This window comes from Brevibacterium sp. LE-L, from assembly GCF_050214925.1.
GTDB lineage: Bacteria > Actinomycetota > Actinomycetes > Actinomycetales > Brevibacteriaceae > Brevibacterium.
The window spans coordinates 374,893-401,325 of sequence record NZ_CP189759.1 but is presented as its reverse complement, the minus strand read 5'-3'; the positions used below and the strand labels follow the sequence as shown (position 1 = coordinate 401,325).

The 26,433-nt window shown below is 65.7% G+C and carries 23 protein-coding genes and 1 other annotated feature; of the genes, 6 read left to right on the top strand and 17 right to left on the bottom strand.

Going from position 1 to position 26,433, the window contains the following annotated elements; translation table 11 throughout:
* The first annotated feature begins 183 nt into the window (after positions 1-183).
* The 3 genes from ACQE2J_RS01760 to ACQE2J_RS01750 all read left to right on the top strand — a co-directional run bounded on the left by ACQE2J_RS01760 (position 184) and on the right by ACQE2J_RS01750 (position 3,791).
* Positions 184-1,605 carry an LPXTG cell wall anchor domain-containing protein gene (locus ACQE2J_RS01760; RefSeq protein WP_425119052.1) on the top strand — a complete coding sequence of 474 codons (1,422 nt, stop codon included), beginning with the start codon at positions 184-186 and terminating at the stop codon, positions 1,603-1,605.
* A 6-nt stretch (positions 1,606-1,611) separates the two neighbouring features.
* The gene (locus ACQE2J_RS01755) at positions 1,612-2,766 is read left to right on the top strand and encodes an ABC transporter (protein ID WP_426936953.1); all 1,155 of its coding nucleotides are present in this window, start codon (positions 1,612-1,614) and stop codon (positions 2,764-2,766) included.
* A 65-nt stretch (positions 2,767-2,831) separates the two neighbouring features.
* Complete coding sequence (locus ACQE2J_RS01750; RefSeq protein WP_135541641.1) at positions 2,832-3,791, top strand: hypothetical protein; 960 nt, start codon at positions 2,832-2,834, stop codon at positions 3,789-3,791.
* Between the two features lie 143 nt (positions 3,792-3,934).
* Here the strand turns inward: ACQE2J_RS01750 and ACQE2J_RS01745 are convergent, their stop codons facing one another.
* The 4 genes from ACQE2J_RS01745 to ACQE2J_RS01730 all read right to left on the bottom strand — a co-directional run bounded on the left by ACQE2J_RS01745 (position 3,935) and on the right by ACQE2J_RS01730 (position 9,101).
* Positions 3,935-5,905: an NHL domain-containing thioredoxin family protein gene (locus ACQE2J_RS01745; protein ID WP_425119054.1), complete on the bottom strand. Its 1,971-nt coding sequence runs from the start codon at positions 5,903-5,905 to the stop codon at positions 3,935-3,937.
* Positions 5,906-6,034: 129 nt separating this feature from the next.
* Complete coding sequence (locus ACQE2J_RS01740) at positions 6,035-6,868, bottom strand: heme ABC transporter ATP-binding protein (RefSeq protein WP_425119055.1); 834 nt, start codon at positions 6,866-6,868, stop codon at positions 6,035-6,037.
* Positions 6,862-8,076 (bottom strand): FecCD family ABC transporter permease, encoded by a 1,215-nt coding sequence (locus ACQE2J_RS01735; RefSeq protein WP_426936952.1) that lies wholly within the window; start codon positions 8,074-8,076, stop codon positions 6,862-6,864. The genes ACQE2J_RS01740 and ACQE2J_RS01735 overlap by 7 nt, the downstream gene beginning before the upstream one ends.
* A complete protein-coding gene (locus ACQE2J_RS01730) occupies positions 8,073-9,101 on the bottom strand; it encodes a heme/hemin ABC transporter substrate-binding protein (protein WP_426936951.1) in 1,029 nt (342 codons plus the stop codon). The genes ACQE2J_RS01735 and ACQE2J_RS01730 overlap by 4 nt, the downstream gene beginning before the upstream one ends.
* Before the next feature lie 308 nt (positions 9,102-9,409).
* On the opposite strand from ACQE2J_RS01730, the gene ACQE2J_RS01725 reads away from it, so the two are divergent.
* On the top strand, positions 9,410-10,870 hold the full coding sequence (locus ACQE2J_RS01725; protein WP_426936950.1) for an alpha/beta hydrolase-fold protein: 1,461 nt from the start codon (positions 9,410-9,412) through the stop codon (positions 10,868-10,870).
* On the opposite strand, the gene ACQE2J_RS01720 is transcribed toward ACQE2J_RS01725, so the two are convergent.
* Together ACQE2J_RS01720 and mmsB are read right to left on the bottom strand one after the other, a co-directional pair.
* A complete protein-coding gene (locus ACQE2J_RS01720; RefSeq protein ID WP_426936949.1) occupies positions 10,861-11,601 on the bottom strand; it encodes a YggS family pyridoxal phosphate-dependent enzyme in 741 nt (246 codons plus the stop codon). The two genes, ACQE2J_RS01725 and ACQE2J_RS01720, sit on opposite strands and share 10 nt — an antisense overlap.
* Positions 11,602-11,722: 121 nt before the next feature.
* Positions 11,723-12,631 carry a 3-hydroxyisobutyrate dehydrogenase gene (gene mmsB, locus ACQE2J_RS01715; RefSeq protein WP_426937537.1) on the bottom strand — a complete coding sequence of 303 codons (909 nt, stop codon included), beginning with the start codon at positions 12,629-12,631 and terminating at the stop codon, positions 11,723-11,725.
* A 137-nt stretch (positions 12,632-12,768) separates the two neighbouring features.
* Here mmsB and ACQE2J_RS01710 point away from each other — a divergent pair, with 137 nt between their 5' ends.
* A complete protein-coding gene (locus ACQE2J_RS01710; protein WP_135541654.1) occupies positions 12,769-13,644 on the top strand; it encodes a LysR family transcriptional regulator in 876 nt (291 codons plus the stop codon).
* 79 nt (positions 13,645-13,723) lie between these two features.
* On the opposite strand, the gene ACQE2J_RS01705 is transcribed toward ACQE2J_RS01710, so the two are convergent.
* The 8 genes from ACQE2J_RS01705 to rpmB all read right to left on the bottom strand — a co-directional run bounded on the left by ACQE2J_RS01705 (position 13,724) and on the right by rpmB (position 20,940).
* Positions 13,724-14,470 carry a 3-hydroxybutyrate dehydrogenase gene (locus tag ACQE2J_RS01705; protein WP_135541656.1) on the bottom strand — a complete coding sequence of 249 codons (747 nt, stop codon included), beginning with the start codon at positions 14,468-14,470 and terminating at the stop codon, positions 13,724-13,726.
* A gap of 61 nt (positions 14,471-14,531) precedes the next feature.
* Positions 14,532-15,878 carry an MFS transporter gene (locus ACQE2J_RS01700; protein ID WP_135541658.1) on the bottom strand — a complete coding sequence of 449 codons (1,347 nt, stop codon included), beginning with the start codon at positions 15,876-15,878 and terminating at the stop codon, positions 14,532-14,534.
* Positions 15,879-16,248: 370 nt separating this feature from the next.
* Positions 16,249-18,303, bottom strand: coding sequence for a cytochrome c oxidase assembly protein (locus ACQE2J_RS01695; RefSeq protein WP_135541660.1), 2,055 nt, complete (start codon positions 18,301-18,303; stop codon positions 16,249-16,251).
* 117 nt (positions 18,304-18,420) lie between these two features.
* Positions 18,421-19,643, bottom strand: a protein-coding gene (locus ACQE2J_RS01690) for an IS3 family transposase (RefSeq protein ID WP_135542814.1) whose coding sequence is annotated in 2 segments (ribosomal slippage) — positions 18,421-19,364 and positions 19,364-19,643 — 1,224 coding nt in all. Because the reading frame shifts where the segments join, the coding sequence is not laid out codon by codon here.
* Positions 19,242-19,374: a sequence feature (AL1L pseudoknot), on the bottom strand. Its footprint overlaps the gene before it by 133 nt.
* A gap of 224 nt (positions 19,644-19,867) precedes the next feature.
* Positions 19,868-20,155, bottom strand: coding sequence for an HU family DNA-binding protein (locus ACQE2J_RS01685; protein ID WP_135541662.1), 288 nt, complete (start codon positions 20,153-20,155; stop codon positions 19,868-19,870).
* Positions 20,156-20,224: 69 nt separating this feature from the next.
* On the bottom strand, positions 20,225-20,530 hold the full coding sequence (rpsN, locus tag ACQE2J_RS01680) for a 30S ribosomal protein S14 (RefSeq protein ID WP_135541664.1): 306 nt from the start codon (positions 20,528-20,530) through the stop codon (positions 20,225-20,227).
* A 6-nt stretch (positions 20,531-20,536) separates the two neighbouring features.
* A complete protein-coding gene (rpmG, locus tag ACQE2J_RS01675; protein WP_135541666.1) occupies positions 20,537-20,704 on the bottom strand; it encodes a 50S ribosomal protein L33 in 168 nt (55 codons plus the stop codon).
* Entirely contained in the window at positions 20,704-20,940 is a 237-nt protein-coding gene (rpmB, locus tag ACQE2J_RS01670) for a 50S ribosomal protein L28 (protein ID WP_135541668.1), read from the bottom strand. The genes rpmG and rpmB overlap by 1 nt, the downstream gene beginning before the upstream one ends.
* Positions 20,941-21,624: 684 nt before the next feature.
* Between rpmB and ACQE2J_RS01665 the strand changes: the two genes are divergently transcribed.
* The gene (locus ACQE2J_RS01665) at positions 21,625-22,584 is read left to right on the top strand and encodes a protein kinase (protein WP_135541670.1); all 960 of its coding nucleotides are present in this window, start codon (positions 21,625-21,627) and stop codon (positions 22,582-22,584) included.
* 172 nt (positions 22,585-22,756) lie between these two features.
* On the opposite strand, the gene ACQE2J_RS01660 is transcribed toward ACQE2J_RS01665, so the two are convergent.
* From ACQE2J_RS01660 to pdhA, 3 genes are read right to left on the bottom strand one after another with little or no spacing between them, the layout of a single operon-like run.
* On the bottom strand, positions 22,757-24,178 hold the full coding sequence (locus tag ACQE2J_RS01660; protein WP_426936948.1) for a dihydrolipoamide acetyltransferase family protein: 1,422 nt from the start codon (positions 24,176-24,178) through the stop codon (positions 22,757-22,759).
* 18 nt (positions 24,179-24,196) lie between these two features.
* Positions 24,197-25,174 carry an alpha-ketoacid dehydrogenase subunit beta gene (locus ACQE2J_RS01655; RefSeq protein ID WP_426936947.1) on the bottom strand — a complete coding sequence of 326 codons (978 nt, stop codon included), beginning with the start codon at positions 25,172-25,174 and terminating at the stop codon, positions 24,197-24,199.
* Complete coding sequence (gene pdhA / locus ACQE2J_RS01650) at positions 25,174-26,268, bottom strand: pyruvate dehydrogenase (acetyl-transferring) E1 component subunit alpha (RefSeq protein ID WP_346763093.1); 1,095 nt, start codon at positions 26,266-26,268, stop codon at positions 25,174-25,176. The genes ACQE2J_RS01655 and pdhA overlap by 1 nt, the downstream gene beginning before the upstream one ends.
* Positions 26,269-26,433: the final 165 nt, after the last annotated feature.

Below are 26,433 nucleotides of genomic sequence, written 5' to 3'. Positions count from 1 at the left end.
CCCCATAGGCGCTGATGAATGCTTTAGAGTTATGAGCTGTACGGACCCGCGCACGATGGTGCCTTCCCCTTCTTAAGCCAAGGAATGCCGGGAGTCCCATCGCCTTTCGTGGGTAGACAACAATCGAAAGGCATTACTGTGAAGACCTCGCGTCTTGTGCTTGCCCCCGCAGTAGCCGTTGCTTTGACAGGTCTTGCTGGCGCCCCGGCGTTCGCAGCGACAGAGTCCACCGCTTCGGTACCTCAGCAACCGCTGTGCGCCCAGGGCGACCAGCAGTCATCGAGCGACTCCGAAGCCGACTCCTCGGTACCCGAAGAGTCGGATCCTCAGGCGACCCTTGCGCACGCGCAGGTCACCCGGGCCGATATCGCGAACAGCAAGAAGGGAATCGGCTTCTCCGGAACCGGATTCACCGCAGATGAGAAGGCCACCGTGACCGTCATCGGCACCGATGGCACCGACTACACCCCACCCAAGAAGCTCACGGTCGACGAGAAGGGTCAGGTGTCCGGCACCTACTTCTTCACCGCGACCGAAGACGCGCAGGTGCCTGTCGGCGAATACTCGCTCTACCTCACCGACCTCAAATCGGAGAAGAAGTCGTCGAAGGTGACCTTCGAGGTCGTCGCTTCGGATTCCGATGTCGACGATTCCGACCCGACCGGTGACAACTGCGAATCGGCCACCGGTCCGATCGAAGATCCCAGTGAGACCGACGAACCGTCGGAGACGAAGACCGACGAACCCTCCACCGAGGCACCGGAACCGTCGGAGACGAAGACCGAACAGCCGTCTACCAAGGCTCCGGAACCGTCGGAGACGAAGACCGAGGAACCCACCACCAAGGCTCCAGAGCCGTCGGAGACGAAGACCGACGAGCCCACGACCAAAGCTCCGGAACCGACCGAAACCGACAAGACGGATGAGGCTCGGGCCAAGGCCCCGACCGAGACGGACGAGGCTGAGAGCGACGAGGCTGAGACCGACGAACCCACGTCCGAGGCTCCGAAGCCGACCGAAACCGACGGAGACGAGTCCTCCGCGGCCCCGAAGGACGAGAAGTCCGAGGACAAGGAATCCGAATCCACCGGACCGGCCAGCCCCGGAACCGAGGAGAAGGAAGCACCGGCCGCTGCCAAGCAGTCGCTCTCCATCGACCCGACCGAGATCAGCTCCGAGGACTTCCTCGACAAGGGCATCAAGCTCGGCGTCAGCGGAGCGCAGCCCGGCGAGAAGGTCACCATCACGGTCGAGCACGCCCAGGGCAAGGTCGACCGCTACACGATGACCAAGCAGGCCGACTCCGAGGGCAAGGCCACGTTCGGTGTCCAGGCCAAGGTCAAGGCTGTGCTCGGCACCTACAACGTCCGTGCCCAGGCCGAGAGCTTCGATGAGCCTCAGGGCGGAAGCTTCACGGTGCTGACCAACGGCACGGCTGTCGACGAAGGCGGAAGCGACTCGGGCGCTGCCGGCAGCGATCTGCCGCGCACCGGTGCCGAGATGACCGGACTGGCGCTGGGAGTCGGCCTGCTCGCCGTCGGTGCCGCAGCCGTCATCATCACCCGTCGGCGGATGAACGCCTCCGATGATCCAGCGGAGTTCTAAACACAGTTGAACGATGAATTGTCCCTCGCGGGGCTGCAGCTCGACGGACGCGAGATCGATCTAGGACGTCTGCGAGCAGGGACAATGCTCGGACTCATGGGCAGCCCGGACAGCACCACTGCGGTGGTGCTGTCCGCGGCGAGCCTGCCCCACGTCGCACCACCGCCACGCTTCCCGACCGGATCCCGGTCGGGTCGTTCGCGTGTGCGCAGCTGGATGAAGAAGTACCTGCGTGAAGCCGATGCCGGATCTGGGGAGGCGGCATCGGCAGCGTCTCAATCCGCTGCACTGACAGCATTCGGTCTGCGTCCGGAGGTCCTGCGCCGCCGGATCGCGGATCTCGAAGCGATCGACCGTGCCCGCCTCGTCCTGGCCGCGGCCTGGGCGAGCGGCGCGACGTGGCTGACGTTCATCGATCCCTTCGCTTCGGTCCCGAGCCACCTGCGCACGGGACTGCGCAACCGCTTCGCCGAACTCGTCGCCCACGAGGGGCGCGGGGTCGTGTTCAGCTCCAATTCGCTCACCGACCACACCATCGCCGAGGCGGGGGTGGCCGATATCGAAAAGGACCAGCTCGTCGCATTCGGTTCCCTGGAGCAGATCGTCAGCGAGCCCAGGGGCTCACTGCCTGCCGAGCTCAGCGGAGTCAACGTCTATTCGGGCCTGGCCCGCAAAGGATGGCTGTCCATCGGCCATTCGGCCGTACGCGCCCGGACCGAACTCGACGGGAAGGTCTTCGTCACCCTCGGGTGGCGTGCCGCCCTCCTGTCACTGGACGAACATGACCCGGCGTTCACCTCGGCGACGGTGTTCGAAGCCATCGTCACCGGATTGCGTGATCGCGGTACCTGCCTGCAGGCGAAGCTCTCGCCGGTCGACACCGAGATGGGGCTCGCCCTCGACGTCGACCTGGCCGACCTCGCCGGTGTGCCGGACCGAAGGCCTGCGGGCACCGATGATGCGGAGGACGCCCCGGACGGGGACGAGGAGCCATCGGCTGCGGGAGACGCGACCGCAGACGGCCGGTCCTCGGCCGGTTTCGGCATCATCCACCCCGGCCTCGGCGCCACGATCACCGAACTGCGTGAAAACGTCAGGGTCGGCACCCACGTCTTCGTCGAGGTCGACACCTCCGCACTGCATGCCTACCCGGTGGAATGAGGCTCGGCAGATAGACTGAGACCTGCTCAGTCCCCCGCTCAGTCCCCAATCGAATCAGGAACGACATGCGAACCTCGCGCAGACTTCTGATCTCGGCGCTGACGGTCGTCGTCCTCACGGTCGCCGCCGTTCCTCTCCTCAACTTCACCCTCTACACACCCGCCCGCGCCGCCGAAGCCTATATCGGTGCGCTCGAACAGGGTGACGCGAATCGTGCTTTCTCCTATCTCTCCGCGCCGACTCCGAACTCGACGTTGGCGCTCAGCGATGAGGTGCTTTCGGCGGCCCCCGATCTGCCGCGGGAAGCCGAAGCGAAGACTCTGTCCGTCGACGGCGATCACGCGAAGGTCCGCCTCAGCTTCAACCTCTCCTCGCAGGAGCAGACGATCGATCTGACGATGGTCCGGCTGCCCGCGAGCGCGGGGCTCTTCGACCGGTGGGCCATCGAACAGAAGGAGTGGCCGACGCTGTCACTCAACGTCTCCGGTTCGTCGACGGCGACGATCAACGGCTATGGGGTCAGCACCGGAAAGGTGCCCGTGCTGTTTCCGGCCAGCTACCTCGTCGGCTTCGATGCGACGTATCTGAAGTCGAAGTCCGAACGCGCCGAGGTGACCGCTCCCGGCGACTCTCCCACCGTCACGCTGTCGCCCGAACCGACGGCCAAGCTCGAAGAGACCGTCGAACAGCAGGTCACCGACCATCTCAAGGACTGCATGAAGTCGAAGACCCTCATGCCCTCGGGCTGCGTCTTCGGCTACGACACGGACAACACGATCATCGGCGACATCACCTGGTCACTCGAACGCAGCCCGCAGATCGGCCTGACCTCGTCGGGCAACGACCTCGAACTCACCCCGTCGACGGTCGAGGTGCGGGTCAAGGGCCGCTATCGAGACATCGTCACCGCGGCCGAACACGACCTCGACGAGAAGCTCTCCTTCGTCCTCGGCGGCTCCGTGGTCGTGAAGTCGTCCCGGGTCAGCTACGAGCCGCGCCGCCTCGGTGACGTCTCCGTGGTCTGATGCGTGCGGCGTCGTCTCATGCGGATGGCATCGTCTGATGCGTGCGGCGTCGTCTCATGCGGATGGCATCGTCTGATGCGTACCGCGCTGCGCGCATGATGCTGAGCGATCGGCGCTGAACGAACGGCGCTGAGCCGAGCGCCTCAGGCGCCGCGCAGATCGAGGTTGAGCTCGTTCGGCGCCGAGTCCGCGAGATCGACCGGAATGCCCCAGTCCTGCTGATAGAGGTGGCAGGCCGCGTGCAGGGGGATCTCTCCCCCGGGCTCGCCGTCACAGGCGGCGGCTCGAGCGGTCACATGGAGCACTCCCCCGTCGAGATCCGGGTTGATGACGATCTCGCGGTTGAGCCCCTCGGCTCCCCCATCGCCGGAGACGATGAGCTCGGGCGGGGTCGCCGAGACCTGCAGGAACGTGGGATCTCCCCACCGGTCGTCGAGCTTCTGCCCCGAGGGCACCGTGAAGCTCACGCTCAGCGACACCGGTCCGGAGACGATCTCGGTCGACGGTCGCTTCGTCGTCAGCGCCCCCTCGTCGACCGTCTGGGCGTCCTTGGGCAGTCTCACCCTCGTCAGCGCGTGGGAGGCGGACTCGACGACGAGGAGCTCGGCCTCACTCGAGGACTCGGAGCCGCCGGCGGAGTCATCACCTCGGCCGGAGGAGTCGCCGTCGCCGACTGCTGAGTCGACGACGAGGATGTCCGAGGGTTCACGCAGACCGCGGGCCAGGGTCGTCACTTCCTCGGTGTGCGGGTCGTAGCGGCGGATGGCCCCGTTGTAGGTGTCGGCGATCGCGATCGACCCATCGGGCAGGGCGCGCACTCCCAGCGGATGCTGCAGGCGCGCCTCGGCGGCGGGACCGTCGCGGAATCCGAAGTCGAAGAGGCCGACTCCCACGAGCGTGGTGACTTCACCGGTGACGGGGTCGAGGCGACGAATCGCCGAAGTCTCGGAATCGGCGATGAGCACCTGGCCGTCGGCATCGAGGTCGAGGCCCGAGGACTGGGCGAACCACGCGGATTCGGCGTCTCCGTCGCTCAGCCCCTCATTCATCGTGCCCGAGAGGATGCGGATCGCTCCGTCCTTCGGATCGAACGACCAGATCGTGTGGTTGCCGGCCATCGCCACGACCACCTCGGCGGTGGAGGGGACAAAGAGGACATCCCACGGCGACGAGAGCTTCACGTCGAGCCCGGGGCCGTCGTATCGTCCCAGTTCACCGTGTTTGCCGCGGACATTGTCGATGGCGCCGACCATGTGCTGCTGCCCGGTGCCGGCGATGGTCGTCACGGTTTCGGATTCGAGATCGATCCCGCGCAGGGTGTGGTTGACGGTGTCGGCGACGACGATCCCGTACCCGACCTCGGCGGCGAGGTCGTCGGGCAGCACGGTGATGCCGCCGGGCTCGCTGAACGACGCCGAAGCGAAGTCGCCGTCCGCGGCCCCGCGCTCTCCCGTGCCGATGCGGCGGATGATCGTGGTGCCGTCGGCATCGTATTCGACGAGGCCGTGGTGGCCGGAGTCAGCGACGAGGAGATGCCCGGAGGGCAGACGAGTGACCTTGCCGGGGTAGAACAGGTCTGTTTCGGGTGCCGGCGGCGGAACGTAGGGGCCGTCACCGGAATGCAGCGTTCCCTTGGCCGAATGCTCGTCGATGAGGCCTTCGATGATCTCGGTGAGCCCAGCGGCGTGGCCCTCTCCGGACATCGTCGCCACGAGGTAGCCCTCAGGGTCGATGACGGCCAGGGTCGGCCAGGCGCGAGCGGTGTAGGCCTGCCAGGTGACGAGGTCCGGGTCATCGAGGACGAGGTGTTCGACCTGGTAGCGTTCCACGGCCTGGTCGACGGCCTCGACGGTGCGTTCGAACTCGAACTTCGGCGAGTGGACGCCGATGATGACGAGTTCCTTCGCGTACTTCTCCTCGAGGGGACGCAACTCGTCGAGGACGTGGAGGCAGTTGATGCAGCAGAAGGTCCAGAAGTCGAGGAGGACGACCTTGCCGCGCAGGTCGGCCAGGGTCAGCTCCTTGCCGCCGGAGTTCATCCATCGGCGCCCGACGAGTTCGGGGGCCCGGACCTTCACGGCGTGCGAGGCGGCGGTCTGCGGAGTGGAGTTCATGCCTCCATCTTCACAGATCCGGCGCCGAGGTGGCAGTCCGGGTGTCACGATGTGACCGGTCAGACGGGCCGGTCAGACGGACAGGTTCCGAGGGACCGGTTCAGACGGACCGGTCAGACACGGACCGGTTCAGACGGGGACGAGGATGGGAGTGTCGATCCCTTCGGCTTCGAGGCGGCGCACGCGCTGGCCGTAGACCGCTTCGACGAGTTCCTCGCTCAGCGCCTGTCCCGGGGGACCATCGGCGACGAGGCGACCGTCGCCGAAGACGAGCACCCGATCGGCGTAGCGCAGAGCGAGGTTGAGATCGTGGAGGACGACGATGACTGCCGCCCCTTCGTCGCGCAGGCGTCTGACCGAGCGCAGGAGTGACTCCTGATGCCTGAGGTCGAGCGCGGCGGTGGGCTCGTCGAGGAAGATGATCGGCGTCGTCTGCACCCTCGTGCGCGCATAGGACACGCGGGCGGCCTCCCCACCGGAGAGCGTGGTGATGTCACGATCCTCGAAGCCGCACAGGTCCGAATCGGCGATCGACTCGGCAACGAGGCGGTCATCGCGGTCGACGTCGACGTCCCAGGGCAGGCGCCCCATGTGGACGGCCTCCTCGACGCTGAAGGCGAAGTTCGCACTGTTGTGCTGAAGCATCACCGAGCGCCTGCGGGCCAGCGGCCCGGACTTCCATGACCTCACCTCCGTGCCGGCGATCTCGACGGTGCCCCGGGTCGGAGCGATGTCGCCGGCCAGAAGGGAGAGCATCGTCGATTTTCCCGCTCCGTTCGGGCCGACGAGCGCGACGACCTCACCGTGGCGGAGACTGAACGAGATCCCGGAGACGAGTTCCCGTCCATCCACGCAGAAGGTGACATCCTGGGCCCGGACGACCGCCTCGGCGGACGTGGTCGCCTGCGGTTGAAGGCCGGAGCCGTGGGCATCGGGGGTGCGGCTGTGTTGAGTCTTCACCATGAGCTCTTCTTCATCCGGACGACGAGGAACAGGAAGAACGGGGCGCCGACGGCCGCGGTGAACAGGCCGATCGGGACCTCCGAGGGCGGGGCGACGACGCGGGAGGCGCAGTCGGCGGCGACGATGAGAATCGCCCCGGCGATCGCGGAGATCGGCAGCAGGCCGCGGTGGCCGGGGCCGACGATGATGCGCACGATGTGCGGAACGACGAGGCCGACGAATCCGATCGCGCCGGCGAAGGCGACTGCGGCACCCGTGAGCAGTGCGGTGGCGATGATGATGATCAGACGGCTGCGTCGGACATTGAGGCCGAGGTGTTGGGCTTCGCGTTCGCCGAGCGTGAGGACATCGAGGGCGCGCGAGTTGAGCAGGACGATGGCAAGACCGATGAGGAAGATCGGCAGGGTCGCCCAGAAGTGCGGCCAGATCACCTTCGCCAGCGACCCCATCTGCCAGAAGGTCAGCGTCTGGAGCTGCTGGTCATCGGCGATGAAGGTGAAGAACCCGGTCAGCGCCTGACAGCCCGACCCCACGGCGATGCCGACGAGCAGCATCCGCGAGGTGCCCGTGTTGCGTCCGGGACGCGCCAGCACATAGATGAGTCCGGTGACGGCGAGGCCGGCGAGGAAGGCCCCGATGGGCAGCAGCCAGGTGATGCTGCTGCCCGCGAGCACGATGACGCCCACAGCACCCGCCGAGGCTCCGCCGCTGACCCCGATGATCCCGGGGTCGGCGAGGGGGTTGTTGAACAGGCTCTGCAGCGCCGCGCCCGAGATCGCGAGGGCCGCGCCGACGAGCACTCCCATGAGCACGCGGGGCACGCGCAGCTGCCAGATGACTGAGACGTCGCGCTGGCTGAGGTCAGCGCCGTCGACGACACCCAGTTGGGCCCCGACGATGCGCGCGACCTCGGCGAGGGGGATCCGCAGCGGACCGACCGAAGCAGAGACGGCCATGAGCACCACAAGCACCGCCAGGCCGATGATCACGCAGGTGAGCAGCGGGAGACGGCGGACGGTGTGGCGCGCCTCGGTGCCCGAGCCGGCCCTGCGGCCTCGCCCAGCGGAGCCGGTCGGGGCCGCAGGTTCGACCGAACGCCTGAACGCCGCCGAGGCGCCGGTGGCGTCCGCGTTCTCGGTGGCATCCGGTCCGGCCGGGGCGCCTGCGGTGCCCGGGGCGGCGGTGCGAGTCGGAGCCTTCGGGGTCACGGGAGCTTCGCGACGGCCTCGGCGAGGGCCTGAGCCCCGACTCCGATCTCAGGGCTCGAGTACTTCAGCTGAGCATCGGGCATGACGAAGACCGCGGAGTTCTGGCCTGCAGGAGTCTGATCGAGCGTCGGGAACGCCTTCCACAGGCCGTCCTCGCCGCCCCACTTCTCGTAGTCGGATTCGGCCATGACGATGACATCCGGCGCCGAGGCGACGATGCCCTCATTGCTGAACTCACGGGAGTACCCGCGCAGCTTCGACTCCGCGCCCACACTCGTGTAGCCGAGGGTCTCGATCATCTCATTGCCCGGAGTCCCGGTGCCGGCGACCGCGTTCTGCCCGCCGGCTCCCGTGGCGGTGACCTCGATGATCGACAGATCCTGCTTGCCCGAGTCCTTCGCGGTCTTCGCGGCTTCGGCGAGCTGGTCGTCGACGGTCTTCGCGAGCTCTTCACCCGCCTCATCGGCACCGACGTAGGAGGCCACGGCCTTGAGTTTGTCCGATTGGGACTGCTGATCGTCCATGACCACCGCATCGGTGCCGGCGTCCCGGAACTGACCGGCGACGTCACCGTGGCGTTTCGTGTTGTCGCCGATGAACAGGGTGCCGTCCATCGCCAGCAGGCCTTCGACGCCGGTGCTCTTACTGAACTCGAAGTGCTGCGGGGCATCGATCCCCTCGGGCGCCGCCGAGTTCTCGGGCGCGGCCTCGATGTTGTCGGCCAGGCCCAGCGCGCCGAGCGTCGATGCGACGCCGTCACCGGCGACGATGATCTTGTCGATGTCCTCGACCTCCACCTCGGTGCCGGTGCCGTCGGTGACCGTGGCGGGCAGTTTCGGTTCCGCCTCGATGCCGGAGAAGTCGCTCGTACCGCCGACCTGGGACCACCCTTCGGGAAGCGGAACCGAAAGTTCGGAACCCGCCGCTTCTGCCGCGGTATCGTCTGCGGCCTCGGATCCGGTGCCGCCGCAGCCGGCGAGTGCCAATGCGCACACGGCGCCGATGATCGAAAGTCCTGTTCTCATTGCTCTCCTCAAAAGGGACGTCGGCCACGGTGTGGACCGGCGGTGTCATGCCCGACGACCGTCCGCCGCGGGCAACGTCATCGTCTGTCGCAGTCAGCGCGCCGTCGGGCAACGATCCGGGTCGGAGATCTCAGCAGCGACCAGGACACCTACATTGGCAAGGCTAACCTAATCGACTAGACTAGCAACGTTGCCAGTCGGCTTGTCCACTCGCCGTCACAGTTGCTCACAATGTGGGCGGCGAGGCGGGGCCGGACAATCGGACGGATGACCGCCGTCAGAGAGCCGCCGCAGAGAAGGAGAGTGTCGTGCGATTCAGCGAGATTCTCACCGAGTTCTCCACCATCAATGCTGGCCAGAGCGCCGATCTCGGAAGCCGAGAGACATTGTTCTGGGAGGAGGTCACGCGCTCCGGCACACCTCTCGTCGACGCCTGCGAAGATGACCCCGGTCAGTGCGATGTCACGTTCCTCTACCGCGCAGTCGATCCCACTATCCGCAGTGTGAGACTTTCGGCCAACCGGGTGACCGATAAGCACCGGCAGGATGCCGGCGTGATGACTCCGGTCCCGGGGACCGGGATCTGGGGCGTGACGCTGCGACTGCCGGCCGACCTCCGGTGCTCCTACGGTTTCAGCCCCTCGGCCTCCGAGACTCCCGAGCCTCTGGGCTCTCCGCATCGGCCCGGGCCGCCCGTCCTCGTCGACCCGCTCAACCTCGATCCGCCGCTGACGCGCCCGGACCAGCCGGGACCGGGCGAGGGCTCGTCGGTGTTCTCCGGACCGCTCGCCCCCGACCACGGGACGTGGCTCTTCGACGCGGAACCGGCGCTCATCGATACGGATCGTGATGCGGTGGCGGGCAGCCGCCTCGGCGAGGACTGCGACAGCCGACTCTTCGTGGCGGGCGACCGTGAGATCGGCGATGTCAGCTGCCCCGTGCGAGTGTCTCTGCCGAGCGCCGCTGCCCCGGCCGGTGTCCTCGTGCTCTTCGACGGGCTTCAGTGGTTCGACCATCTCGGGGTGGATCGGGCCGTGGCCGCGGCCGGACTGCCGGACCTCATCATCATCGGCATCGGCACCCGCACGATGGAACAGCGATCGCACACCCTGGCCGGCAATGACGCGTTTCTGCGCAGCGTGGCCGATGAGCTGGTGCCCGCGATCGAAGCCGAAGCGGCCGCACACGGATGCCCTGTGCCCGAGGAGGCCCGCCGAATCATCTGCGGTCAGAGCCTCGGCGGGCTGTCGGCGCTGCTCATGGCCCAGGTCAGCCCCGGCACCTTCGACGCCGTGCTCGCCCATTCTCCGTCGCTGTGGTGGCGTCCCGGCGGGTCGGCGACGCCAGCGGATCTCGCCGAGATGACCGGGGACGACTGGACGGCAGCGCGTTTCCTCGCCTCGGGTTCAGGTGCGAATGTGCATGCGGCGAGGGCGGCTGAAAGGGCGGGACCGGCGGCCGGCGCCGGAGTGGGTGCGCGTACAGACGGGTCCGGAGCAGGCGCGCGAACCCCCGGCGCCGGGGTGGGCGCTGAGCAGGTCCACCTCGCCGTCGGAGATCGTGAAGGTCCCATGGTCGATCGCGCCCGGCGGATGGCCGAGGTTCTTCACGACCTCGGATGCCGCACCTCGCTGTCGGTCTACTCCGGCGGACACGATTTCGCCTGTTGGCGTGTGGAACTCATCGCCGGTCTGCGCCGCGTGTTCGAACCATCCCCCTCGCGCCCCGCCGATGGTGAGACGCGGGTCGGCTCAAACGCTCAGGAGTAGTCGCGAGCACCGAAGATGCTCGAGCCGACGCGCACGATCGTCGCCCCCTCGGAGATCGCGAGCTCGAAGTCACCGCTCATGCCCATCGACAGTTCGGTCGCCTCGGCGGGCATGACACCGGACTCCCGCAGGCGTTCGCTGAGTTCGCGCAGGTCGGAGTAGCTGGGACGAATCACGTCGGGGCTGCTGCCGGGCAGGCCGATGGTCATCAGGCCGCGCAGCCGCATCCGGTCGAGCGTCCTCGTCTCGGTGATCAGCGCCTCGGCGTCCTCGGGAGCGACACCGAACTTCGAATCCTCCCGGGAGGTGTTGACCTGAACGAAGTAGTCGAGGGTTTCGTCGAGCACGCCAAGACGGTTGTTGATCTTCTCGGCCAAGGGGAGGTTGTCGACGGACTGGATGCAGCTGGCATGCCGCAGCGTGTGGTTGACCTTGTTCCGCTGCAGAGGACCGATGAGGTGGGTCTCGGGGTTGAGGTCAGCGAGCGCTTCCGCCTTGCCGGTGATCTCCTGAACCTTGTTCTCCCCGATGAGAGTGAACCCGTGTTCGAGGGCGACTCGGATCTTCTCGGCTGGCTGGGTCTTCGTCGCCAGGAGCACCCGCACCTCATCACCGCTGCGGCCCGCCGATACGGCGGCGGCGCGGGCACGCTCGGCCACCTCGTCGAGGTTGCCGGTGATTCCGGCGATGACGTCCGGGGACAGCGAGGAGGATGAATCAGTCGTACTCATGCCTCCAGTCTTCCACGAGCCGCACGAAGTTTCAGGTCACCGAGGCGGTGCGGACCCCAGGGTCTCGGCGCTGGTGCCTCGATGCGGACGGCGCTGCCGCCTCGGCGCTGGTTCTTCGGCCTTACTTCGGCAGTCCCTCGGCGTTGGGGTCGATGTTCTTGATCAGGGCCGTGGTGTCGAGACCGCCGAGATCCTCATCCATGAGCTTCTGCAGCTGTGCGTGGACGAGTGCCGCAGCGGGGAGGTCGACGCCCTGAGTCTCGGCGCCGGCAAGAGCCAGGCCGACGTCCTTGTGCATGAGCGCGGTGGCGAAGCCGGGCTTGAAGTCGTTGTTCGCCGCCGACGTCGTCGTCACACCGGGCACCGGGTACCAGGTGCGCAGCGGCCAGGAGTCGCCCGAGGACACCTTCGCGATGTCGTAGAAGACCTTCGGGTCGAGGCCGAAGCGCTCGGCTAGGACGGCGCCCTCGACGACACCCTGCAGGCTGATCGAGAGCATCATGTTGTTGACGATCTTCGCGGCCTGACCGGCGGCGTCGCCACCGGCGTGGAAGATGTTGCCGGCCATCGCCTCGATGAAGGGGCGGGCCTCTTCGACATCGGCGTCGGCGCCGCCGAGCATGAAGGTCAGGGTGCCCGCCTCGGCGCCGGTGACACCACCGGAGACCGGGCCGTCGACGAGACGGAAACCGGCCTTGGCCGCCTCCGCGTGGAGGACGCGTGCGGAGTCGAAGTCGATCGTCGAGGAATCGACGAGGAGGGTCTTCGTATCCGCGTTGGCCAGGACACCGTCGGGCTCGAGGTACGCGGTGCGGGCATGCTCACCCTTGGGCAGCATCGTGAACACGATATCGGCACCGGCGACCGCCTCGGCGATCGAATTCACGGGGTTGACACCGTGCTCCGCGGCTGCGGCCACGGCTTCGGGGACGAGATCGTAACCATTGACGGTGTGACCGGCCTTGACCAGGTTCGCAGTCATCGGGCGGCCCATATTTCCCAGGCCCACCCATCCAATCGTCGACATAATATGCCTCCTCGCATCATGTTCTTCTGGTATGCAGTGTTCCCTCTCACAGTACGCCAGTCGGTCGGCGCACGCCCGGTCCGAACGCTCACCTCTTCCGCACCGGATATGTGCGTACACGCAGATAGAATGGACGGACTATGGCCACCTATGCACCCAGCGGTTCCGGTCAGCAGATCGCCCCCGAGGATCTGCTGACTCTGCTCGCTGTCGCTCGATTGGGGAAATTCACCGCCGCGGCACACAGCCTCGGTCTCAACCACACGACCGTCTCTCGCCGGATCGCGGCGCTGGAGAAGGCCTACGGCGAACGAGTGCTCGTGGCCTCTCCCGACGGCTGGGAGCTCAGCGCGGCCGGACGTCAGCTGCTGCCGATCGCCGAGGACATCGAGGCCGCCCTGGGGCGGATCGACGCGCACACGAGTTCGGCGCTGTCCGGAACGATCCGGTTGGCCTGCCCGCAGGCCTTCGCCCTCGAGTACGCGGTGCCTGCGCTCACCGCGCTCCAGCAGAGCCACCCGGGACTGCAGATCGAACTCATCACGGCCACCCAACGGGTGCGCCAGTATCGGTCCGGAGTCGACATCGAGATCGTCGTCGGCCGCCCGGACGCACCGCGGTCGATCGCCAAGCACATCCGCGACTATCGGCTCCAGCTCTACGCTTCGCAGGACTACCTCGCCGAGCATGGCCGTCCCCGCAGCCTCGACGAACTGGCCCGGCACCGGATGATCTACTACATCGAGAACTCCCTGCAGGTCGACGACCTCGACGAGGCCGCCGATGCGCTGCCGCGCGGCAACGGATTCTTCCGCTCCACCTCGGTGCACGCACACGTGCTCGCCACTTCCAACGGAGTCGGGATCGGGATTCTGCCGGACTTCCTGGCCCGCCATAACTCTCGGCTGCGGCAGGTGCTGCCCGATCAGTTCTCGAAACGGGTCTCCTATTGGGCCTCGGTCCGCCACGAATCCCTCCGCAATTCTGGAGTCCGCAGCGTCCTAGAAGTCCTCTGACCCCAATTGCTACGTGACGGCGGCCCAGCAACCTCGCGCGAGGTTGCTGGGCCGCCGTCACGTAGCAATTGGGGAGGGGTCAGGCGGCGGTCCAGCCTCCGTCGATGCTGTGGGCGCTGCCGTTGATGACGGCGGCGGCATCGCCGGCGAGGAAGAGTGCGATGGCCGCGACCTCCTCGGGCTCGGCGAGCCGGGGCACCGCCGAGTGGCCGAGGAAGACCTGTTCGAGGACTTCCTTCTCACTGATCCCATTCGTCTTCGCCTGGTCGGCGATCTGCCCCTTGACCAGCGGTGTGAGCACATAGCCGGGGTTGATCGCATTGCAGGTCACACCGTGCGGCCCACCCTCGAGGGCGGTGGTCTTCGTCAGCCCCATGAGTCCGTGCTTGGCGGCGACGTAGGCGGACTTGTTCGCCGAGGCCCGCAGGCCGTGGACCGAGGACAGGTTGATGATCCGCCCCCAGCCGCGCCGGTACATCCCCGGCAGCACGGCCTTCGTCAGCACGAAGGGAGCTTCGAGCATGAGGGTGCTGATCAGCCGCCACTCCTCGAGCGGGAACTCCGTGATCGGGTGGATCCGCTGGATGCCCGCATTGTTGACGAGGATGTCGGTGTCGACATCGATCGTCTCCAGCGCCGAGGTGTCGGCCAGGTCGACGGCCCACGCTCGACCGCCGATGCCGGAGGCCACGGTTTCCGCGGCCTCCGCATCGAGATCGGCGACGGTGACCTCGGCTCCGGCCTCGGCGAGGGCCTCGCTGATCGCCTTGCCCAGTCCCGACGCGCCCCCGGTGACGAGTGCGCGTCTGCCTGTGAGTTCAACCATCTGCCTGTCCTTCCTTCGTCGTCGATGTGCCGTGGGGCCGCTGACCCCGGCGGGTCCTGTCTCAGGCGACTCCGCGACGCACCTTGTCCGCGGTGTCGAGCGAGCGCAGGTCGATGCCCTTCGTCTCACGGGTGTAGAGGAGCGCGATGAACGACACGATCGCTGCGGCGAGAAGGTAGAGCGCGATCGGAACCGACGAGCCGAATCCCTTGAGCAGAGCCGTCGCGATGAAGGGTGCGAACGATCCCGCGACGATCGCGGTCACCTGGTAGCCGGTCGAGACGCCGGAGTTGCGCATCCGGGTCGGGAACATCTCCGCCATGATCGCCGGCTGGCCGGCATACATGAGGGCGTGGAAGACCAGGCCCAGGAGCAGGGCGACGAAGATCATCACCGCGTTGCCGGTGTCGTACATCGGGAAGGCGAAGAATCCCCAGGTCGCGGTGAGCACGATGCCCACACCGTAGGGCATCTTCCGCCCGAACCGGTCGGTGGCCGCACCGACGAGCGGAACGAGGACCGCATGGATCGCGTGTGCGCCGAGCAGCAGACCGAGGATCTCGCCCGATTCGATATGCGCTTGGGTCGACAGGTAGGTGATCGAGAAGGTGACGACGAGATAGTAGTGGATGTTCTCCACGAAGCGCAGCCCCATGGCGGCGAAGACCTCACGCGGGTAGCGCTTGAACACGGCCTTGACGCCGTAGTCCACGCCTTCCTCGATCTCTTCGGCCTGGACCTCGTCGAAGATCGGGGCATCGGAGACGCGGGTGCGGATGTAGTAGCCGATGATGACGATGACGGCCGAGAGCCAGAAGGCCACTCGCCATCCCCACGACTCGAACTGAGCCTCGCTGAGGCCGGCATTGAGCGCAAGGAGCACGCCCGTGGCCAACAGGTTGCCCAGCGGGACACCGGACTGCGGGAAGGACGCCCAGAACCCGCGTTCCTTGTTCGGTGAGTGCTCGGCGACGAGCAGGACGGCACCGCCCCACTCACCGCCGACGGCGAAGCCCTGGACGACGCGCAGCAGCACGAGCAGGATCGGGGCCAGGGCGCCGATCGCCGCATAGGTCGGCAGGCAGCCCATGAGGAACGTGGCCACGCCGACGAGGACGATCGAGAGCTGCAGCAGCTTCTTGCGTCCGTATTTGTCCCCGAAGTGGCCGAAGACGATGCCGCCGACGGGACGGGCGATGAAGCCGACCGCATAGGTGGCGAAGCCGGCCAGGATCGGAGTCAGAGGATCATCCGAAGGCGGGAACAGAACGTGGAACACAAGTGTGGCTGCGGTGGCATAGAGGAAGAATTCGTACCATTCGACAACCGTTCCGGCCATCGAGGCGACGACGACCTTGCGCAGCTGTGCGCGGATCGACTTCCTCTCGGTGTTGTTCTGAGAACTCATGACTCTCCTTATTTCCACGATCCGCGTCACCGTTGAATGCGCGAATCGACTTCCACTGGCACCTGTGCCCGACCGGTCCGGTCTTCGCCGACCGCTTCTCTGCGGTTGTCGATGGCGTCGGAGCCCAGGCACATCGGCGCTCGGATATTTCTCATCCAAGCAACAGTGTGCGTCACGTTACAGACTTTTGGACAATCTCCTGGAAGGAATCCGAGAATTTCCGATGCCCATTCGTGCACACCCGATGTGCACCGTCAGCGTCGACGGCAAGTACGTCGATGAACAGCGGCGAGGGCAAGCACTCCGATGAACAGCGGCGAATCGTGCGCTGGGCCGCGCCGCTCACTGCTTCGCCTCGGGGCGACTGAGCTCAACGTCGCCGTTGGCCGATCTGGGCGTCACGTTCGGCCATCGAGGCGAGCATCGCGTTGTACGCGCGCAGCTCGGCGTCATCGGTGCGGTCCTCGTTGCGGTCGATGCGTTTGGCTTCCCTGTCTGAGGACTTCGCCCACTGCAGGGCGACCGTGATCGCGACGAACAGGGTCGGGAACTCGCCGATTCCCCATGCGATGGCCCCGCCGAGCTGTTGGTCATCGATCGCGGTGTAGCCCCATCCGGCGCCGATGTTGCCGAACCAGTCACCGGCGATGAGGACACTCGAACTCATGATCGAGATCCCGAAGAAGGCGTGGAAGGCCATCGTCACCAGCAGCATCACCAGCCGCAGAGGGTACGGCGGACGCTTCACGCCCGGGTCGATGCCGATGAGCGCCTGCCCGAACAGGTACCCGGCACCGAGGAAGTGCGCGATCATCAGTTCGTGCCCGATGTGCGTATCGAGCGCGTAGTACATGATTCCCGAGTAGTAGAAGACCACGAGGGAGCCGGCGAAGTTCACGCTCGCCACGATCGGGTGCGCGAGGAAACGCAGATACGGCGTGTTGACCAGCCACAGCACCCATTCGCGCACACCGACGGAGCCGTCCCGTCGGGCCTTCGTTCCGCGCATGAGCATTGTGATCGGCGCACCGAGGACCATCGGCAGCGGCACCACCATGACGAGCAGCATGTGCTCGATCATGTGCGCAGAGAACTGCACCTCCCCGTAGACGCGGGGCCCTGCGGAGGTGACGTAGACAAGGAAGACCATGCCGATCAGCCAGCTGATCAGGCGCAGCACCGGCCACTTGTCGCCGCGACGGCGGAGGTTGATGAAAGCGATGACGTAGGCGACCGAGGTGCCCACCGCGATCGCGATCCACAGCGGATCGATCGCCCACTGAGTGAAGTAGTGCTCCAGGTTCGGCTTCGGCGGGAGCGGATCGCCGGTGAGGATCTCGGCCGGGGTGGGGTCACCGACCGGTTCCTGCGGCACCGGCGGCTGCGACCGCGCCAGGGCCACGGCCAGTCCCATGGTGGCACCGAAGATGATGAATTCGACGGCGATGAGACGCCAGAATTCCACCGTCGCCGAGGCGGCTGTGCCCAATCGTGCGATGACGAACTGACGGTGCCAGAATCCGATGAGACCCAGCAGAACCGTCGCGAACGCCTTCGCCAGGATGACTTCCCCGTACGGGGTCATGAGGTCGTCGAAGCTGTGCACGCGCAGCAGCGCGTTGACGACGCCGGAGAAGACGACGAGGCCGAAGGCGATGAGCGCGATCGTCGAATACCGTTGGATGACTGCGCGAAGACCATCGGATTTCGCCAGTCCGGCACCGAGGAGGGCGATGACGAAGAGTCCACCGAGCCAGATGGCCGCACCGAGGATGTGCAGACCGAGGCTGTTGACGGCCTGCGTGTGCCCGGACGCCTCAGCCGAGTGGCCCATGAGCGCCAAGGGGATCATCACACCGACGCTGAGCACCCCGGCGGCGGCGATGCCGATATGGGAGCGGGTGCCGAAGCACAGCGTGGAGGCGATGGCGATGAGGACGACGATGAGCACCCACAGCTGCCCGTAGGCGATCTGCGTGACGAAGACGCCGAGCTGGTTCGAGAAGTCGAGGTAGGCCTGCGCACCGACGGTGTCGACGAAGGAGAACACGAGCACGGCGACGGCCGAAAGCGTCCACACGACCGAGGAGAACTCGGCGATGCGCAGAGTCTTCGTCCACAGCGGGTCGAGGGGGGCCTCCTCGGCGGCCTGTTTGTGTCGACGGCGACCGCCTGCTGTGCGCGGGAGGATGAGCACGGCGAACATGAGGGCCCCGACGGTCAGGGACATCGCGATGTTGAAGACGAACTTCGCCGCAGGCAGGCCGAAGCGGACGACGGAGCCGGGGTCGTTGAGCAGCGTGGGGTTCGCGGCTCCGGTGAAGAACAGCGCGGCCACACCGATGATGAGACCGAGGAAGACCACGATGGGGACCGCGGCACGTTGGACGAACCGAGTGATCGGTTCGAAGATTGGAGAACTCACTGCGCGCGGACCGCCCCTTCTGACATGCCTTCAGTTTATCTCTCGATCTTGAGACTCAGCGAACCGGGAGAGTGTCAAGTCCCGGGTTTTCTAGAGGCTGAGCGTTCGTTCAGTTTCTTAGGCTGCTAATTCCTGTAGGCTCGTGTAGTGGGTTGCTTCGATTTCGGCGGGAGTCTGATACCCAAGCATTGAATGTAGCCGTTCGGTGTTGAACCAATGCACCCACTCAGCCGTCGCGGCTTCGACATCGTCACGACCGGACCAGGGGCCGTCGGTGAAGATGAGCTCGTACTTGTATAACGAGTTCAGCGCTTCGGCCATGGCATTGTCGTAGCTATCGCCGACCGATCCCACCGACGCTACTGCCTCAGCCTCAGCCAATGCCTCGGTGTAGCGCAGAGCCCGATACTGCACTCCTCTGTCCGAGTGGTGGGTCAGCCCTGCAACGTCGTGACCTGCACGTTTACGGCCCCATATGCCCATGTTTAAAGCATCGAGGGCGAGATCTGTATACATTCGCGTCGAGGTCTGCCAGCCGATGATCATCCGGGAGAAGACGTCGAGGACGAACGCGACGTAGACGAAGCCGGCCTCGGTGGGAACGTACGTCAGATCCGCGACCCAGAGACGATTCGGCCCCGTGGCGGTGAAGTCACGTTTGACGAGGTCAGCCGGTCGTTTCGTCTCGGGACCGGGTTTCGTCGTCCGTGGGAACGTCCCCCGAACAACACCGCGAATTCCCAGCTGCTGGCACAGTCTCTCGACTGTGCAGCGAGCCACAGGGCCATAGGTCCTTGTCAGCTCGGCGTGGATCTTGCGGACGCCGTAGACCTTGTTGCGGCGGTGAGTATGGATAGCCATGATCCTTTCTTTGAGCGCCGCGTCGCGCTGGGCTCGAGCACTGACCGGACGGTTCTTGAAGGCGTAGTACGTCGATGGGGCGATGCTGATGCCTAGGTCTTGTCGCACGACCTGGCAGATCGGTTCGATTCCCCACCGGTGCTTGTTCTCGTCGATGAAGGCGACGATCACTTCTGTAGGCGGTCGAACTCCGCCTTGCCGAAAAACGCGGTCGCTGATCGGAGGATGTCGTTGGACTTCCGCAGCTCCCGGTTCTCTTTCTCCAGCCGCCGGATCCGTGCCTGGACGTCCTCGGTCTCGACGGGCAGGTTGGCGGCTTCGGCCTTCTTGACCCAGTTGCGCAGGGCTTCCTTGTTCACATTGGTCTGTTCGGCGATGCGGGCGATGGCACCGTTTCGAGTCTCGGGGTCTCGGCGGGCCTCGAGAGCCAGCCGGGTAGCTCGTTCACGTACTTCTGGTAGATATTTCGAGGTAGGCATGATGTGTTGAGGGTAGTCCTTTCTTGGGTAACCGCATACCCTCCATCAAACCAAGGACGAATCAGAGTCCTCCGTGGCCGAGATCTTGGGGGAGCCGCCTCGGCGAGGGTGGACGCCGTCGGCACGGGGGCGGATACGCCCACGAAACAGCTGCACCGCCCCTGCGCGGTGACAGCAAATGGCCCGGACCAAACGGTCCGGGCCATTCGACGCAGGTGCGTGGATCACTTCGGGCTGCCGGCGGCACCCTTCAGCTTCGAACCAGCGGACAGCTTGACGGAGTAGCCGGCCTTGATCTGGATCTCTTCACCGGTCTGCGGGTTACGACCCTTGCGAGCGGCACGTTCGGTGCGCTCAACGGAGAGCCAGCCGGGGATGGTGAGCTTTTCGCCCTTGGCAACGACGTCGGAGAAGACATCGAAAACACCATCGAGCACATCCGAGACCTGCTTCTGGGTCAGGCCGGACTTCTCGGCAACTTCTGCAACGAGCTCACTGCGGTTCTTAGCCATAAAAGTGTCCTCCTTAGGACAAGTCGGTCGGTCACCGGTCCGTTTTTCCGATGACGAACTTCCTCGAGATTACCAGCTCGACTTCGTGACGCCGGGCAACTCGCCGTTGTGTGCCATGTTGCGGAAGCGAACTCGGGAGAGTCCGAACTTCCGGAGGTAGCCACGCGGACGGCCATCGACCTGGTCACGGTTGCGAACGCGGACCGGCGAAGCGTCGCGAGGAAGCTTCTGCAGGCCGAGGCGTGCCTCTTCGCGCTGCTCGTCGGTGGAATCGGGGTGGGTCAGCTGACGCTTGAGAGCGGCGCGGCGCTCTGCATAGCGCTCGACGATGACGCGACGCTGCTTGTCGCGGGCGATCTTTGACTTCTTAGCCATGTGCGCTCAGCGCTCCTCTCGGAAATCGACGTGCTTACGGACAACGGGATCGTACTTCTTGAGCACGATGCGGTCCGGGCTGTTGCGGCGGTTCTTACGGGTCACGTAGGTGTACCCGGTGCCGGCGGTCGACTTGAGCTTGATAATGGGACGAATATCCTGGGCCTTCGCCATCAGAGCTTCACTCCCTTAGCAATCAGTTCGTTGACCACGGCGTCGATTCCACGCGCGTCGATGACCTTGATGCCCTTGGCGGACACGGTCAGGGTGACGCTGCGGCGCAGAGACGGAACGTAGTACCGCTTCTTCTGAATATTCGGGTTGAAGCGACGCTTCGTGCGGCGCTTCGAGTGGGACACATTGTGTCCGAAACCGGGGACTGACCCGGTCACTTGGCAGGTTGCTGCCATGTCTCTCCTCCAGTTCACAAGTTACCGACTCTCGAAACAAGCTCAGGCGGGATACCGCTTGCGCGTTCTCCCCGCTCGCTTGCGCCGATGTCGGAAGACATCAACAAATTCTCGCGAATGCCGCCTGGTCGAGCGTGCCCGACCACAGTGGCAGTCGAATCGGCCTCAACCGATTCTGCTCCGACCCGCCTCGAGTGGTGGCCCGATGCGCGACGTCCGCTGTGAAAATTGTGTACGCCAAAACAGGTTTGCCCGTTCGGGCGAGATGTCTCACCAGCGCTGAAGCCGTAGCCTGTGAGAGATGGCCGAAGCTGGAGTGCAGCGGTGGGTGAGCACCATGTTGGTCGTAGCAGATCGGTCATCGACCTCTCCGGTACGACACAACAAGAATCTATCCTACTGAGATCGGACGGCAGAGAGCAAATTCATCCCCGGTGTTCACCTGGGGGTCTTCGTCACTCCGGTCAGGGCTGAATCAGGGCTCACCGTCGGGAGCGCGTGAGGCCCGCCTCCGGGCGCATCGGTGCCTGCGGGGACTTTCCCAGCGGGGGCCAAGCCTTCTCGGGAAAAGCACAGTAGGCTTTCGTCGGCAACGCGTCCTGCCGGCGATCGTGTTGAACGCCTGCTTGACTCGTGCCAAGGTAAGAAGATGATTGCCACCACACCTGGCACTCCGGAGGGCTGATGAGCGACGTTCCACAGAGGCCGCGCATTCGTCCGGCGACCAGCGATGACTGGCAGAAGGATCACAGCGATCCTGCTGGTCAGAACCCGTCGTACGGGAATGAAGCGGGGCGTTTGCCTGCCGATTTCGACAACTCAACCTACTACGAGTATCTCGAACGGCACACCGGGGAACAGTCGATCTCGAAAGCGCACTCCGGCAATGTCTTCGCGCCTGCCGGCCGGTCCCCCTTCGACCGAGACGCGCAGGCCTCGCAGCCTCAGCAATCCGCATATGCAGGCGGTATGCGCGGTGAGGGCTCCGGGCGTGATGCCGGTCTCGCCGCCGGGAACGCTCCGCAGACACCCCCTCCCCCACAGTTTCCGCCGACTGTTCCTCCGCAGGGAGGTTCGAGGCCCCGCAATGGCCTCAAGGCCGCGGGAGTCATCATCGCCCTGGTCCTCGTGCTCGCGCTCGTCGCGTTCTTCGGTATCCGGTGGCTCGCTCCGTCTTCGGGCACCGTGCCCGTCGACGTCGGCAGCGGGGAGCCGTCGACGCCTTCGCCCAGTCCCACCGAGGATCTCGTGCAGCCCTCGCAGACCCCGGAGGAGAAGCTCGACTCCTACACGGAGAAGGGCACGGCGAAGGCCGCTGACCTCGAGGGACAGTGGGTGACTCAGGTCAGCGCAAAGAATGTCGGACTCGAAGCCGACGGGAAGACCTGGACCGCTCCGGACATCCTCAATGAGTACGAAGCCAACAAGGTCAAATATCCCGGAGCGATCCTCATCCACAGCGGCGACTGGGCCTCATACAAAGACGGCAGCTATTGGGTGACGATCATCGGCACCGGCTACAGCGACCCGGAACCGGCCCTCGATCAGTGCCGGTCCTGGGGCCTCGACCGCGACCACTGCCTGGCCAAACGGCTCGTCAAGGACGGCAGTCCGAAGGACAACAGCGCCTACCTGGACGAGTGACGAGACGGTGTCTCCGCCCCTGGGAACCTCACACGATTTGAGCAGCTGAACGGCCGCGCCGGTGCACTCGATGATCTGTGGTCACAGAACCGGGTGAAAACAGCCGATGCGGCGATTCTCACTCGGCTCGGTGACCACAGACGGTTCCGAACGGCGACCGAATGTCTGCCCCTCAGGCGAGCAGGAGGGTCGGGTCCTCCAAGCCGCGGCCGACATCGGCGAGGAACTTCGAGATGATCTCCCCATCGACGACACGATGGTCGGCGCTGACCGAGAGCGTGGTGATCTCACGCGGCACGATCTCGTCGCCGACGACCCACGGCTTCTTCCGAACCTGCCCGAAGGCGAGGATCGCTGCTTCACCCGGGTTGATGATCGGCGTCCCCGCATCGACGCCGAAGACGCCGACGTTCGTGATCGTGATCGTTCCCCCAGCCTGATCGGCCGGCGGCGTCTTGCCCGATCGCGCCAGAGCGGTGAGGGCCTGAATGCCCTGAGCGAGCTCTCCCAGCCCCATGGCCTGCGCGTTCTTGATGTTCGGCACGATGAGTCCGCGCGGGGTGGCCGCAGCGATCCCGAGGTTGACGTACTTCTTCACGACGATGTCATCGCCGTCGAGGCACGAGTTGATCCGCGGGTTGCGACCCACGGCCCATGCCACGGCCTTGGCCACGATGAGCAGCGGCGAGACCTTGACGTCCTCGCCGAGGAACTTCGAGGACTTCAGCCTGCGGACCATCGCCATCGTCTCGGTGACGTCGACGTCGAGGAACTCGGTGACATGCGGCATTGTGAATGCCGAATCGACCATGGCCTTGGCCATCATCTTCGTCACACCCTTGAACGGGATCCGCTCCTCGAGTTCGCCGGAGGCACTCGCCGAGGCGGCCGCGGGTGTCGTCGCATCCGCCGAAGAGGCAGCGGTCGGGTTGGCCGCGGCATGCACATCCTCGCGGGTCACGTCCCCGTGGGGTCCGGTGGGCACAACCTGTGAGAGGTCGACGCCGAGGTCCTTCGCGAGCTTCCGCACGGGCGGCTTCGCCAGGGGTTTGCCCAGAGACGCGGGTGCCGGCTCCGCCGGTGCTGCCGCCGCCGGAGCTGGCGGAGCGGGTGGGGTCGGCGGGGCTGCCGGAGCGGGTGCCTCGGCAGAGGCCGATGCCGGTGCGGGGACAGGTCCGCCCTTGCGGGGACGGCGCTTCGATGATGCCGCCTTGGCACCGTAGCCGACGAGGGTGGCGCCGGCGTCGGCGTCCTCAGCCGAGGCGGGAGACGCCTCGGCGGAAGCCTCGGTCGCTCCGACACCGGATGCGGACTCATCGGCTCCTCCGGAGGCGGAGCCCGCCTCGGCGTCGGAACCGGCGTCACCGAAGCGGATGATGGGGGTGCCGACCTCGATGGTCTGCCCCTCTTCGACGAGCAGGGCGCCGACGGTGCCGGCCTGCGGGCTGGGCAGCTCGACGAGTGATTTCGCCGTCTCGATCTCAACGAGGATCTGGTTGACAGTGACGGTGTCGCCGGGGGCGACCTTCCATGCGACGATATCGGCCTCGGTCAGGCCCTCACCGACGTCGGGAAGAGGAAATTCGAATGACATTCTTGACTCTCCTCGAGATCAGTAGGACAGGGCTCGGTCGACACCGTCGAAGATGCGATCGAGATCGGGCAGGTAATGCTCTTCCATCCGCGAGCCGGGATACGGGGTGTGGTATCCGCCGACGCGGATGACCGGGGCTTCGAGGTTGAAGAAGCAGCGTTCGGTGATGCGCGCGGCGATCTCCGAGCCCAGGCCCAGGAAGGTCGGCGCCTCATGGGTCACGACGAGGCGACCGGTCTTCTTCACGGACCTCTCGACCGTGGTGAAGTCGATCGGGCTGAGCCCTCGCAGGTCGATGAGTTCGACGCTCTTGCCTTCGTCGGCGGCCGCAGCGACGACGTCCTGCGCGGTCGGCATGAGAGGTCCGTAGGCGACGAGGGTGACATCGGTGCCTTCGGAGACGACGCGGGCGTCGTTCATGCCCAGACCACCGCGGTCGGTGGTGTCGACGTCCCCGCGCTGCCAGTAGCGGCGCTTGGGTTCGAAGAACATCACCGGATCGTCGCTCTTGATCGCATCCTGGATCATCCAGTACGCGTCGTGGGCGTTCGACGGGGTGATCAGGCGCAGTCCGGCGTGGTGGGCGAAGACGGTCTCCGGGCTCTCCGAATGGTGTTCGGGTGAGCCGATGCCGCCGCCGTAGGGCACGCGGATGACCAATGGCATGCGCTCTTTGCCGAGAGTGCGGTTGTACAGCTTCGCAACCTGGGTGACGATCTGGTCATAGGCCGGGAAGATGAACGCATCGAACTGGATCTCGATGACCGGGCGGTAGCCGCGGATGGCCATGCCGATCGAGGTGCCGACGATGCCGGATTCGGCCAACGGGGCATCGATGACGCGCTGCGGACCGAAGTCCTTCTGCAGGCCCTCGGTGACGCGGAAGACGCCTCCGAGCTTGCCGATGTCCTCACCGATGAGGACGACCTTCGGGTCGTCCTCCATGGCCTTGCGCATTCCGGCGGTGATCGCCTTCGAGAGGGGAAGCTTCTCCATCAGGCCTCACCCGCATCGGCGAACGAGGCCTGATACGCCAAGAATTCTTCGCGTTCCTCGTCGACGAGGGAGTGGGGTTCTGAGGTGACATGGGCGAACATCTCGATGCCGTCGGGGTTCTCCATCGTCATGCAGTTGTGGCGGATGCGGGCGGCCAGGGTGTCGGCTTCGGCGTCCACCTCGGTGAAGAACTCTTCGCTGGTCTCGGTGTGCTTGTCGAGGTAGGCCTTGAGGCGGGTGATCGGGTCACGGTCCTCCCAGATCTCCTCTTCGGCCTTGTCACGGTACTTCGTCGGATCATCGGCCGTGGTATGCGCGCCGCGGCGGTAGGTGAAGGCTTCGATGAGCATCGGGCCGTGACCGGCACGCACGGAATCGAGGCTGGCACGGGCGACGGAGTACATCGCGATGATGTCGTTGCCGTCGACGCGGATACCGGGGACTCCGAAGCCCTCGCCGCGCTTGCACAGAGGTGCGGCGGTCTGGACATGGGTGGGTTCGGAGATGGCCCACTGGTTGTTCTGGCAGAAGAAGAGCACGGGGGCGTGGAAGGCCCCGGCGAAGGTCAGCGCTTCGGAGACATCACCCTGCGAGGTGGCGCCGTCGCCGAAGCAGGCGATGGACACGGTGTCGCGGTCGATGTCGCCCGTGCCGACGTCGCCGTCCATGCTCACACCCATGGCGTAGCCGGTGGCATGCAGGGCCTGCGAACCGATGACGATGGTGTAGGTGTGGAACCGGTGTTCCTGCGGGTCCCAACCGCCGTGGTTCTGACCACGGAAGATGCTCAGCAGGGTTTCGGGTTCGACGCCTCGGGTGTAGGCGAGGCCGTGCTCGCGGTAGGTGGGGAAGACGAAGTCTTGGGGGCGGGCGGCTCGGCCCATGCCGATCTGGGCCGCTTCCTGTCCGAGCAGCGGTGCCCACAGGCCCAACTGTCCCTGACGCTGGAGTGCGGCGCCTTCGGCATCGATGCGGCGCACAAGGACCATGTCCCGGTAGAAGCCGCGCAGATCCTCATCGGTGAGTTCTGCCGCGAAGGCATCGTATTCACCGGATTCGACGCGGTTGCCGTCTTCGGTGAGCATCTGGATCATTCTGGGTTCCGAAGACTGACTGTGGGCAGCGCCGGTTCCCACTGAAATGTTGGAGGTCATTTCAGTTCTCCTTTGTTCGAGGTCCATCTTCACCGGAGGTGACCAGTGGTGGACCGAGTCCGTCGGGCAGGCCCTCGGGTGTGAGAACTCGCCCTCGAGTGATCT